The organism is Shewanella sp. SM69 (assembly GCF_025653985.1).
Taxonomy (GTDB): Bacteria; Pseudomonadota; Gammaproteobacteria; order Enterobacterales; family Shewanellaceae; genus Shewanella; species Shewanella oncorhynchi.
The window spans coordinates 187,698-200,701 of sequence record NZ_JAKKRV010000002.1; the positions used below are offsets into that span (position 1 = coordinate 187,698).

8 protein-coding genes are annotated in these 13,004 nt (G+C 46.3%); 5 read left to right on the forward strand and 3 right to left on the reverse strand.

Annotated elements, in window-relative coordinates; translation table 11 throughout:
* Window positions 1-256: 256 nt before the first annotated feature.
* Complete coding sequence (serC, locus tag L5M37_RS04235; protein WP_131524063.1) at window positions 257-1,348, reverse strand: 3-phosphoserine/phosphohydroxythreonine transaminase; 1,092 nt, start codon at window positions 1,346-1,348, stop codon at window positions 257-259.
* 135 nt (window positions 1,349-1,483) lie between these two features.
* Window positions 1,484-4,234 (reverse strand): DNA gyrase subunit A, encoded by a 2,751-nt coding sequence (gene gyrA / locus L5M37_RS04240; RefSeq protein WP_105253124.1) that lies wholly within the window; start codon window positions 4,232-4,234, stop codon window positions 1,484-1,486.
* 385 nt (window positions 4,235-4,619) lie between these two features.
* Here gyrA and ubiG point away from each other — a divergent pair, with 385 nt between their 5' ends.
* The 5 genes from ubiG (at window position 4,620) to yfaE (ending at window position 10,463) form a co-directional block, all read left to right on the forward strand.
* Window positions 4,620-5,330 (forward strand): bifunctional 2-polyprenyl-6-hydroxyphenol methylase/3-demethylubiquinol 3-O-methyltransferase UbiG, encoded by a 711-nt coding sequence (gene ubiG / locus L5M37_RS04245; RefSeq protein ID WP_219250836.1) that lies wholly within the window; start codon window positions 4,620-4,622, stop codon window positions 5,328-5,330.
* A 1-nt stretch (window position 5,331) separates the two neighbouring features.
* The gene (locus L5M37_RS04250) at window positions 5,332-6,003 is read left to right on the forward strand and encodes an HAD family hydrolase (RefSeq protein WP_263199517.1); all 672 of its coding nucleotides are present in this window, start codon (window positions 5,332-5,334) and stop codon (window positions 6,001-6,003) included.
* A gap of 502 nt (window positions 6,004-6,505) precedes the next feature.
* Window positions 6,506-8,794: a class 1a ribonucleoside-diphosphate reductase subunit alpha gene (gene nrdA, locus L5M37_RS04255; protein ID WP_263199519.1), complete on the forward strand. Its 2,289-nt coding sequence runs from the start codon at window positions 6,506-6,508 to the stop codon at window positions 8,792-8,794.
* Window positions 8,795-8,868: 74 nt separating this feature from the next.
* On the forward strand, window positions 8,869-9,999 hold the full coding sequence (gene nrdB, locus L5M37_RS04260) for a class Ia ribonucleoside-diphosphate reductase subunit beta (RefSeq protein WP_028759863.1): 1,131 nt from the start codon (window positions 8,869-8,871) through the stop codon (window positions 9,997-9,999).
* Between the two features lie 38 nt (window positions 10,000-10,037).
* The gene (gene yfaE, locus L5M37_RS04265; protein ID WP_168827147.1) at window positions 10,038-10,463 is read left to right on the forward strand and encodes a class I ribonucleotide reductase maintenance protein YfaE; all 426 of its coding nucleotides are present in this window, start codon (window positions 10,038-10,040) and stop codon (window positions 10,461-10,463) included.
* Between the two features lie 378 nt (window positions 10,464-10,841).
* Here the strand turns inward: yfaE and L5M37_RS04270 are convergent, their stop codons facing one another.
* Entirely contained in the window at window positions 10,842-12,860 is a 2,019-nt protein-coding gene (locus L5M37_RS04270; RefSeq protein WP_263199521.1) for an NADPH-dependent 2,4-dienoyl-CoA reductase, read from the reverse strand.
* Between the last annotated feature and the right edge of the window lie 144 nt (window positions 12,861-13,004).

Below are 13,004 nucleotides of genomic sequence, written 5' to 3' on the forward strand. Positions count from 1 at the left end.
ATGCGCGTCAGCTCACAGGCTTTCTCAAAACGAGTGTTCTTGAAGGCCTCTGGTCTCAACGTCATCTTGCTTAACGCCATTGTCGATAAATTAAAGTTAACAAAAAAGCGAATGCATTTGAGCATTCGCTTTTGGGATGTCTCACTTGAGATGGCTAACTGATGATCAACATTCAATAAGCATAACGTTGATATTCAGGCAGCAAAGCCTAGACGCTAAGCGTCGCAAGCTAATGAGTGACTCAATACAGCTAAGCCTAGCTATGTTTGTTTGCAAACTCATTCATAAACTTGACCAAAGCAACTACGCCATCGAGTGGCATTGCATTATAGAGGCTAGCACGCATACCCCCTACGATACGATGGCCCTTTAAGGCAACGAGTCCAGCTATTTGGGCTTGCTTTAGGAACTCACTATCGAGCGCTTCGTTGACTAATTGGAAAGTCACGTTCATTTGTGAGCGGTTCGCTGCAACAACCCCATTACGGTAGAAAGCATTACCATCAATGCATTGATATAACATCTGCGCTTTTTGTTGATTAATTTTTGCAATACTCGCAATGCCGCCAATGGACTTAAGCCAAGCAAAGACTTCAGCGGCGAGATACCAAGCAAAGGTTGGCGGTGTGTTGAACATAGAGTCATGCTCAACGGCTAAACGATAGTCCATGATGGACGACTGCGGTAAACTCGGCAGTTTTAACATGTCATCGCGCACTATCACTATCGACAGACCCGATGGACCTATGTTCTTTTGTGCGCCAGCGTAAATCAAACCGTAGCGGCTGACGTCGATTTCACGTGACATAATGGTTGACGATAAATCGGCAACAATTGGCCAAGGTGAGTCTAATTCATCAAAAATTTCGATACCATCTACTGTCTCATTAGGGCAGTAGTGAACATAGCGATAATCGGCATCGATTTTATGTAAATCAGGCAAGACAACCGCATTGAGTCCATTGTGTTTTTCAACAATATTCAAGCTATCAATCTGCGCTTCACCCACGAGCTTTTGTGCTTCGGCTAACGCGGCAGATGACCATTGACCACTGACTAAATACAGGGCTCGGCCATGATTACCTAAAAAATTATTCACAACAGCGGAGAACTGCCCACGACCACCGCCGTGCATAAATAGCACATGGTAATTTGTGGGGATCTGCATCAGTTCACGTAAATCGGACTCGGCTTGTTGTGTAAGCGCGATGAACTCTTTACTTCGGTGGCTGATTTCCATCACGGAAACGCCTTGGCCATTCCAATCAAGTAATTCCTGTTGTGCTTTTTTCATTACCGCTGCGGGTAACATTGCAGGTCCAGCACAGAAATTATAAATCGCGCTCACTGACACTCTCCTTAATCCCAACCATGATGTAGGTATTGATAAATACGAAACCATTCTAAAACGAACAATGCTATCAACATCAATGCCATTAAAAAAACGAGCGTCCAATTGGACGCTCGTTAATATGACACTTAATTACTCTTCGTCTTGCTCATCATCAGCAAGTTCGTCTTCATCTTCGTCCAACTCTTCTTCGTCATCCAGCGCTTCTTCAAGAGCCTCGTCAGCTAATTCGCCTTCGACAATGACAGGAACAATCGGTAAACCGTTTTCATCCAGCTCGACTTCATCTTCTTCAGTTTGGATTTCGTCGATACGTTGTAGGCCGACCACTTTCTCGTCGCCCGCAGTGCGGATAATCGTTACACCTTGAGTATTACGGCCAATGATGGACACGCCGCTCGCAGGTGTACGCACTAAGGTACCTTTATCACTGATGAGCATCAGTTCGTCGTTAAGACCGACTTGAACAGCCCCAACAACAGCGCCGTTACGTTCGCTCACCTTGATTGAAACCACACCTTTAGTCGCACGGCTCTTCGCAGGATATTCAGACAGTTGCGTCCGTTTACCGTAACCATTTTCAGTCACAGTCAGAATCGCGCCATCGCCTTTGGGTACGATAAGCGACACGACTTTCTGGCCTTCTTCTAAACGGATACCACGAACGCCTGTTGCAGTACGGCCCATAGGGCGTAAGGACAAGACTTCTTCACCGGTTTCAGGATCGGTTTTCACTTCGCCAGTTTCAGAATCACGAACTTTCTCACCAAAGCGAACCACTTTCCCTTCGTTCGAGAACAACATGATTTCGTCATCACCGTTAGTGATATCGACACCGATCAGTTGGTCACCGTCTTTGAGGTTAACGGCGATAATGCCGTTTGCACGTGGGTTGCTATAAGCAGTTAGTGCGGTTTTCTTCACAGTACCGTGTGAGGTGGCCATGATGATGTACTTGTCAGCCGCGTATTCACGTACTGGCAGAATCGCAGTAATGCGCTCGCCATCGGATAACGGCAGCAAGTTAACAATTGGACGACCACGGGCCGTACGGCTCGCTAATGGCAATTGATACACTTTGAGCCAGTACATCTTACCAAAGTCAGAGAAGCACAAAATGGTGTCATGGGTATTGGCAACTAACAGCTTCTCGACGAAATCTTCATCTTTCACTTTCGTCGCGGCTTTACCTTTACCACCACGGCGCTGGGCTTGGTAATCGGTCAAGGGTTGATACTTGGCATAACCTAAGTGCGACAGTGTTACCACAACGTCTTCTTCGTTGATCAAGTCTTCAAGACTCATATCGACTTCGTTGGCATTGATCACTGTACGGCGCGCATCACCATATTCTTCAAGGATTTGAACTAATTCTTCCTTGATCACTTCCATCAAACGCTCAGGACTGCGCAGAATAAACAGCAGACCCGCGATAAATTCAAGCAGTTCTTCGTATTCGGCGATGATCTTATCGTGCTCAAGACCGGTCAAACGGTGTAAACGCAGTTCCAGAATGGCCTGAGCTTGTTGCTCAGTCAGGAAATATTGACCGTCACGAATACCGTATTGTGGCTCTAACCACTCTGGACGCGCGGCGTCATCGCCCGCTTTTTCCAGCATGCCTTGAACGTGGCCTAATTCCCAACCTTGCTCAACCAATTTCACTTTGGCATCCGCAGGCGTGGGTGAGGCTTTGATCAGTGCAATAATCGGGTCAATGTTAGCCAGTGCAACCGCCAGCGCTTCCAAAATATGGGCACGCTCACGGGCTTTACGCAGTTCAAATACGGTACGACGCGTCACCACTTCACGGCGATGCAGAATAAAGCATTCGAGCATTTCTTTAAGGTTAAACAGTTTAGGCTGACCATTGGTCAGGGCCACCATGTTAATCCCGAAAGAACACTGCATTTGCGTTTGAGCATAAAGGTTATTGAGTACAACCTCGCCCACTTCACCGCGCTTAATTTCGATAACGATACGCATACCGTCTTTATCAGACTCGTCGCGTAGACCGCTGATCCCTTCAAGCTTTTTATCTTTAACCAGCTCGGCAATCTTCTCGATTAAACGGGCTTTGTTCACTTGATACGGGATTTCAGTGACGATAATGCGCTCACGGCCATTATCTTCGGTTTCCACATCTGCCAGAGCACGCATGATCGCACGGCCACGGCCAGTTTTATAGGCATCAATAATGCCTTTACGGCCATTGATAATCGCTGCAGTGGGGAAATCCGGACCTGGAATGTATTCCATCAACTGTTCAATCGACAGTGAAGGCTCTTCAATCAATGCCAAACAGCCTTTCACTACTTCCGTTAGGTTGTGTGGTGGGATGTTGGTTGCCATACCCACGGCAATACCCGATGAACCGTTAATTAACAGGTTAGGTACGCGTGTAGGTAATACAGCTGGGATCTGTTCTGTGCCGTCGTAGTTAGGGACGAAATCCACTGTCTCTTTTTCAAGATCGGCCAGTAATTGGTGCGCTAACTTATCCATACGGATTTCGGTATAACGCATTGCCGCCGCTGAGTCACCGTCGACCGAACCGAAGTTACCTTGGCCGTCTACTAAGGTGTAACGCAGTGAGAATGGCTGGGCCATACGGACGATAGTGTCATAAACAGCAGAATCACCATGGGGGTGATATTTACCGATGACGTCACCAACCACACGGGCAGATTTTTTGTAAGGCTTGTTCCAATCGTTCTTCAATTCACTCATGGCAAACAGAACGCGGCGATGAACCGGCTTTAAGCCGTCGCGCACGTCTGGTAATGCACGTCCCACGATAACGCTCATGGCGTAATCAAGGTACGAATTCTTTAGTTCGTCTTCGATATTAATTGGCGAAATAGATGATGCCAGATCAGTCATAAACTGCTCGTTCCCCTGAAAAATAGCCGACAACGTATAATCCGTATCATTGCCTAGCCCAAAAACGTGATTTGGCATTCTAACACAGTTATTTAATGTCGCCAGACCTATCATTATCGAATTGAGAGTCTGGTGGCTTAATAGATGAAAACACTGTCAATTTGGTCGTTTGTGCGATAAACAAGCGTTGAAATTCACGGCTTACGATGAGGAAAAATCGTCAAAGGGATAAAGTAAAAGGTCGATACGGAGCACAACAATTAACATAAAAGCAGATAACTGCTGAAAATTCACTCAACCACAAGGGCTTAGCTCAGTCGAGCACTTTGTTTATCAAACATAGTCGTTATAATAGCCGCACAATAAAGCTTCTTCAGGTAATAGCATGCATCAGAATACCAATGTAGACCCACAGGAAATCGCAAAGTTTGAACGTATGGCCGAAACTTGGTGGGATCTCAACGGCGAATTTAAGCCGCTGCATCTATTAAACCCGCTGCGCTTAAACTATATCGATCAAACCGCTGGCGGTATTTTCGGCAAGAAAGTGCTCGATGTCGGCTGTGGTGGCGGCATTTTGTCTGAAAGCATGGCCCGCATCGGCGCCGAGGTTGATGGCTTAGATATGGGTGATGAGCCCTTAGAAGTCGCGCGCCTACATGCCCTCGAAACGGGCGTGAGCATTAATTATGTAAAAAATACTGCCGAGGCCCACAGCCAAGATCATCAAGCCTATTACGATGTGGTGACCTGCATGGAAATGCTCGAACATGTACCCGATCCACAATCTGTGATTAAAGCATGCTGTGACATGGTCAAACCCGGTGGTCATGTGTTTTTCTCCACCATCAACCGCAACATTAAATCCTACGTGCACACCATTTTAGGTGCGGAATATTTGCTAAAAATGCTGCCAGTTGGCACCCACGAGCATAAAAAATTCATTAAGCCTTCGGAGCTGATTGAGCTAGTAGATAATACCGATCTTATCTGTACCGATGCCTTAGGGATAAGCTACAACCCATTGACGGGCATTTTTAAGTACACGCCTAAAGTTGATGTGAATTACATGATAGCGACGCGTAAGGTTGATTAATATGAGTCTGGCACAGATCAAAGGCGTACTGTTCGATCTCGATGGCACCTTAGCCGATACCGCGCCGGATCTGGTGCAGGCCCTCAATTTAAGTCTTCAAGACGTCGGCATCGCCGCGCAGCCGTTAGCGGCCATGCGCTACGCCGCATCCCACGGCAGTTTTGCCTTAGTCGATGCCGCGATCCCTGATGCGGCAGAAGATCTTCGATCTCAAGTACAGCAAGGACTGCTCGCCCACTATCAGCGTATAAATGGCGATCATTGTGCGCTATTTACAGGCATAGCAGCATTACTCGATTGGCTCGAGTTAACTCAGCTGCCGTTTGGGGTGATCACCAACAAGCCTGCGCGCTTTACCCGTCCCTTATTGCGAAAACTGAATTTACACTTGCGTATGCCCGTTATCATCAGTGGCGATTCAACAAAACACCCAAAACCCCACACTGCACCTATGCTGTTAGGCGCACAACAGCTGAACTGTGCTCCAGAGCACATTTTGTATCTTGGGGATGCCGAGCGAGATCTGCTCGCGGCCGAGGCTGCTGGCATGTTAGGCGGCGTGGCCCTATGGGGTTATCTGGGCGTGAACGACAAGCCGTTGCAATGGCCTGCGCACGCGCATTTTGCAAGCCCAACTGAGCTACATCAAGCACTAATCGAAGCACTGGCTTAACAACATCAACCAAAAACAGCGCCTACAATGCTCACGAATAAGGCATACAATACGTAACTTCACTGACGGACATCAGTGTGTCAGCATACTATTTATGACCCACGGAAAAAGTCAGGCGGATAAAAGATCGGCACTCGTGAGCGATCGCGATCTAAAGAAAAGATCGCCTAAAAATCCCCCATGAGTGTGACACGCTAACCTGAAATTGAGCTTCAAGGTTAGTCGTTACTAACGCAAAAGTTTATCCTCACGTTATCCACAAGATGTCCCCTGAATTCAGACTTGCAAATAGGGGCAAACCTCACTATCTTGTATCCCATATAATTTAAAACACCATATCTTGTGTATAGGTAACAATCAGACACACTAGAAGCTCGCCGCTTAATTGACTCGTTTGTAACCAGTCAGCTGTATTTAAGGGACGATTATTGATTGTTTTACAAGGATACGTACGGTGATTTTGCTCACCTAAATACATATAAGAACCAAGGCCTATCTCCAAATGAATAGCACTATGACAGTCACAAAACGCTGTGGCGATCGTGAGAATATCGATCTCGAAAAAATACACCGCGTAATTACTTGGGCAGCCAAGGGATTAAAAAACGTTTCTGTTTCGGAAGTTGAACTTCGCTCGCACCTACAGTTTTTCGATGGCATCCCAACCGAAGCTATCCATGAAACCATTATCAAGGCTGCGGCGGATTTAATTTCTCCAGAATCACCGGACTATCAGTTCCTTGCTGCCCGTTTAGCGGTGTTTCATTTGCGTAAGAAGGCCTTCGGTCAGTTCGAGCCGCCAGCATTGTATGCTCACGTGACTAAATTGGTTGAGCTGGGTAAATACGATCAACACATTTTAAGAGATTACACCCGCGAAGAGCTGGATGTGATGGATACCTATATCGACCACTGGCGCGATATGGATTTTTCCTACGCTGCAGTAAAACAGCTTGAAGGCAAGTATTTAGTTCAAAACCGTGTGACCCACGAAATCTACGAGAGCGCGCAGTTCCTTTACATTTTGGTTGCGGCTTGCTTATTTGCCCGTTATCCAAAACAGACGCGCCTGAAATACGTTAAAGATTTCTATGACGCGGTATCAACTTTTAAACTGTCGCTGCCAACGCCAATTATGGCCGGTGTGCGCACCCCAACGCGTCAGTTTAGCTCTTGCGTACTGATCGAATGTGGTGACAGCTTAGATTCCATCAATGCGACCGCTTCATCTATCGTGAAATACGTCAGCCAACGTGCGGGTATCGGTATTAACGCCGGTCGTATTCGCGCCTTAGGTAGCCCAATCCGTGGTGGTGAAGCCTTCCACACAGGTTGCTTACCTTTCTATAAGTATTTCCAAACCGCAGTGAAGTCGTGTTCTCAAGGCGGCGTGCGTGGCGGTGCTGCGACCCTGTTCTACCCTATTTGGCACTTAGAAGTCGAATCTCTGCTGGTATTGAAAAATAACCGCGGCGTCGAAGACAACCGTATCCGTCATTTAGACTACGGTGTGCAGTTGAACAAAGTGATGTATCAACGTCTGATCAAAGGCGAGAACATCAGTTTATTTAGCCCATCTGACGTACCTGGCTTGTACGATGCTTTCTTTGAAGATCAAAACGAATTCGAACGTTTATATGTGCAATATGAGCAAGACAGCAACATTCGTAAGAAAACAATAAAAGCAGTTGAGCTGTTTTCACTGATGATGCAAGAGCGTGCTTCAACGGGCCGTATCTACATTCAGAACGTGGATCACTGCAACACTCACAGCCCGTTCGATTCAAAAGTCGCGCCGATCAGACAGTCTAACCTGTGTCTTGAAATCGCCCTGCCGACTAAACCATTGAACAACATCGATGATCCTGAAGGTGAAATCGCGCTTTGTACGCTGTCAGCACTTAACTTAGGTTCTATCAAAGAGTTATCTGATATTGAGCCATTAGCCAACCTCGCCGTACGCGCACTGGATAATCTATTGGATTATCAAGATTACCCTATCAAGGCCGCGCAAATCGCCTCGATGAATCGCCGTACCTTAGGCATAGGCGTGATCAACTTCGCTAACTATTTAGCGAAAAATGGCATGAAGTATTCCGATGGTAGCGCGAACGCTTTAACCCACAGAACCTTCGAAGCGATTCAGTACTATTTACTGAAAGCCTCAATGAACTTGGCCAAAGAGCAAGGTGCGTGTCCGTTATTCCACGAGACCACTTACTCTCAAGGTATTTTGCCAATCGATACCTACAAACGTGACCTAGATAAAATTTGTGCTGAACCATTGCACTTAGACTGGGAATCACTGCGTAGCGATATCAAGCAATATGGCCTGCGTAACTCAACGCTGTCGGCATTAATGCCATCAGAAACCTCGTCGCAAATCTCCAATGCGACCAATGGTATTGAGCCACCACGTGGACTTATCAGCGTGAAATCGAGCAAAGACGGTCAGCTAAAACAAGTGGTACCTGATTTCGATACACTGAAAGATAGCTATGAATTGCTGTGGAAAATGCCAAGCAACGACGGTTACTTACAGCTGGTGGGTATTATGCAGAAATTCGTTGACCAAGCAATTTCGGCTAACACTAACTACGATCCTTCACGTTTTGAAGGCCGTAAAGTACCCATGCAAACCCTGCTGAAAGATTTGCTCAATGCTTACAAGTTAGGTGTTAAAACGCTTTACTACCATAACACTCGCGATGGTGCGTCGGATTCACACGATGACATCACCAATTTAGAGAAAGAAGATGACGGTTGCGCCGGCGGCGCATGTAAAATCTAGTCTTTAACTTTAACGTTAACGGTTTTATAGGGATCCCTATTTAGTGGATCCCTATCCATTGGAAAAATAGCACCATGGCCTACTCTACCTTCTGTCAAACACCCAACGATGCCACCCGTGAACCTATGTTTTTAGGTCAATCGGTCAACGTGGCTCGTTACGATCAACAAAAATATGAAGTGTTCGAAAAACTGATAGAAAAGCAGTTATCTTTCTTTTGGCGCCCAGAAGAAGTAGACGTCAGTCGCGATAAGATTGACTACGGTGCATTGCCTGATCATGAAAAACACATCTTTATTTCGAACCTGAAATACCAAACCCTACTCGACTCGATTCAAGGCCGCTCGCCCAATGTGGCCTTTTTGCCGCTGGTGTCACTGCCTGAATTAGAAACTTGGATTGAGACTTGGTCTTTCTCTGAGACGATTCACTCGCGCTCATACACCCACATCATTCGTAATATCGTTAACGATCCTTCAGTGATCTTCGACGATATCGTCGTGAACAAAGAAATCTTAAGCCGTGCGACCGATATCGCCGCTTATTACGATCATTTGATCCAACTGACTCAGATATTCCATTTACTCGGTGCAGGAACCCATGTTATCGATGGCAAAGAAGTTATCGTAAATACCCGCACCCTGAAAAAAGCCTTGTACCTGTGCATGATGTCAGTCAACGCCCTAGAAGCTATTCGTTTCTATGTTAGCTTTGCGTGCTCATTTGCCTTTGCTGAACGTAAGCTCATGGAAGGTAACGCGAAAATCATTCGCTTAATCGCCCGTGATGAAGCCTTACACTTAAACAGCACTCAGCATATTTTAAGCATAATGCAAGGCGGTAAAGACGATCCAGAAATGGGTGAAATTGCTGCAGAATGCCAACAGGAAGCTTTCGATTTATTCTTCAAAGCCGCAGAGCAAGAAAAAGAATGGGCCAAATACCTGTTCAAAGACGGCTCTATGATAGGTTTGAATGAACAGATCCTGTGCCAATACGTTGAGTTTATTACTAATCAACGCATGAAGTCGGTGAATCTACCGCAACCATACCCAGAAATAACCAATCCATTACCTTGGATGAAAAACTGGTTAGAAAGCGATGCAGTGCAAGTTGCACCACAGGAAGTTGAAGTCTCTTCATACCTTGTCGGCCAAATCGACTCCGCGGTTGATGGTGATGAGTTCCTCGACTTCGATCTATAAGACACTTAAAAGTGACGTTACAAAATGGCATTAAAACAGTGACATCAAAAAAACGGCCACAAAATCTGTTTGCGAAGGCGCCAATCGTGCGCCTTCAAGGTCAACCTGTGTTGCTCTTTACCGAGCAACAAGGCACTTTGCTGCAAGCGCTCGAAGCCAAAAAAGTCAAAATCTTCTCAGAATGTCGCAACGGTTTCTGCGGTGCCTGCAAAACACGCGTCATCAGCGGAAAAGTCAGCTACTTAAACGAACCCTTAGCCGAACTCAAACATGATGAATGTTTGCCCTGCTGCTGTGTACCAACAGAAGATTTAGAGCTGGATCTATCACCTGAAGGTGCAACTGTGGTCACCTATACGTGTCAATCTCATCAGAATAAAGCCAGTTTGGCTAAGTCAAAGCAAACACAAAATGTAGCAAGTGACACACGCACGCAGAAACAGGCAGTGTTTGAAGACTCATAACGGCAAGACTCGATTGTTCAATAAGCTGCTTTAAACAAGATGTGGCGTTAAAACCCAAAATCGCTTTAAAACAAAAATGAGCTTTTAAACAAAGAGTAGCTTTAAGACAAACAGCCCCTTTCAATACAGCCTTATTCAATCCGCGCCATTAGATACCAAACGTTTTAAAACCCACTATTTTCCCTTCCCTCTATTTTCAATGCATTCACACTAAAAAACCTAAAACAAACTAAAACAAACTAAAACAAACTAAAACAAACTAAAACAAACTAAAACAAACTAAAACAAACTAAAACAAAAAAGCCTGAACACAAGTTCAGGCTTTCAGGATCTAAAATTGAATACGTTAAGGTTTAAAACGTAAGGCTTATCGACTTTCTATAAACGCATTGCCAGTTCAGCGCCTTGGCGGATTGCACGCTTAGCATCAAGCTCTGCCGCGACATCTACGCCACCAATCAGATGCATAGGCAGGCCCGTAGCTTTCATCTCATCCACTAACGTGCGATTCGATTCTTGCCCAGCACACAAAACGACGTTATCGACAGCTAGCACTTCAGTTGTTTCACCCACACGAATATGCAGTCCTGCCTCATCAAACTTGTCGTAACTCACGCCCGTTTTCATCTTCACATCATGTTGCTTAAGCACAAGACGGTGGATCCAGCCTGTTGTTTTGCCTAAGCCCTTGCCCATCTTAGACGTTTTACGTTGCAGTAAAAACACCTTACGATGATCAGTTGTGTCGGAATGAGGTTCAGTTAGGCCGCCCGCATGCTGGTAAGTTTTATCTATGCCCCACTGTTGTAGCCATTTATCGGGGTCCAAGGTGCTCGACTGGCGCTCACACAAAAAGTGTGCCATATCGAACCCTATACCGCCGGCGCCAATCAAGGCCACCGTATTACCGACAGTCACTTCACCCGAGAGCACTTTTTGATAATCGACCACCCGTGGGTCATCAAAGCCGGGTAAGAATAAATCACGCGGCACAACGCCAGAGGCGATTACCACTTCATCAAACTTTTCCGTCGCCAACACACTGGCATCGAGGCGAGTATTTAATCTCAGCTCCACCTTATGCAACTTAATTTGGTTTATAAAGTAACGAATAGTCTCGTTAAACTCTTCTTTCCCAGGGATTTTACGGGCGAGATTAAACTGACCACCCACCTCAGATTTCGCTTCAAACAAGACAACGTGATGGCCTCGCATGGCGGCATAAACAGAAAACGCCATGCCCGCAGGGCCTGCCCCCATCACCGCAATACGCTTTTTATTTGCTGTGGGTAAGAAGTTGATTTCAGTCTCATAACAGGCGCGAGGATTCACTAAGCAAGTTGCGCGCTTGAGGGAAAAAGTATGATCAAGACAAGCTTGGTTACAGCCAATGCAGGTGTTGATAAGCTCCGGCGTGTTCGCCGCAGCCTTATTCACAAACTCAGGATCAGCAAGGAAAGGCCGCGCCATCGACACCATGTCAGCTTGACCAGAGGCGATAATCTGCTCACCAATCTCAGGGGTATTAATGCGGTTAGTCGCAATTAAGGGAACAGAGACAGATTGTTTGAGCTTTTCTGTCACCCACGCAAAGGCGCCGCGGGGCACACTTGTCGCAATGGTCGGTACGCGCGCTTCATGCCAGCCAATGCCCGTATTTAGAATGGACACACCAGCTTGCTCTAACCACTGGGCCAGTTGCACCACTTCATCCCAAGTCGAACCGTTATCCACCAGATCGAGCATGGATAAACGGAAGATAATGATGAAATCTTTACCAACTTTTGCCCGTATCGCGTTAACAATCTCAATAGGGAATTGCGCCCGTTTTTCAAACACACCGCCCCATTCATCGGTGCGAGTGTTGGTTCGCGCACTGACAAACTGATTAATCAAATATCCTTCAGAGCCCATCACCTCAACACCATCGTAACCGGCTTTTTTAGCGAGAGCGGCGGAACTGGCGTAATCCTTAATGGTCGAGCGCACTTGACGGCTGGACATCGCAGACGGCGTAAAGGGTGTAATGGGTGACTTAATCTTACTTGGTGCTTGGGAAAAAGGATGATAGCCATAACGTCCCGCATGCAAAATTTGCATACAGATCTTACCGCCAGCCTCATGCACCGCCTGCGTTACCACGCGATGCTTACCCACTTGCCAAGGAAAACTCAGCTGACAGGCATGGGGCGTAAGGCGACCACGAAGATTGGGGGAAATACCACCCGTCACAATCAAACCTACACCGCCCAGAGCGCGTTCTTTGTAGAACGCTGCCAGTTTCTCAAATCCGCCCTTTTCTTCTTCCAAACCTGTGTGCATTGAGCCCATAAGCACGCGGTTTTTGAGCTGGGTAAATCCCAGATCTAAGGGTTCTAATAAATGGGGAAACGACATTCAAACATCCTTTTAAAACAAGTGATTTAAATCAGCATACCTTGTGTCAAATCTAAGCTCAACCGTTGGATCGAGGCCATCAGTCAAAATCCTTTACAATTGTGTTTAGCCTGTAGCGCCATTTTCAGTTAGCATTGGCAGATT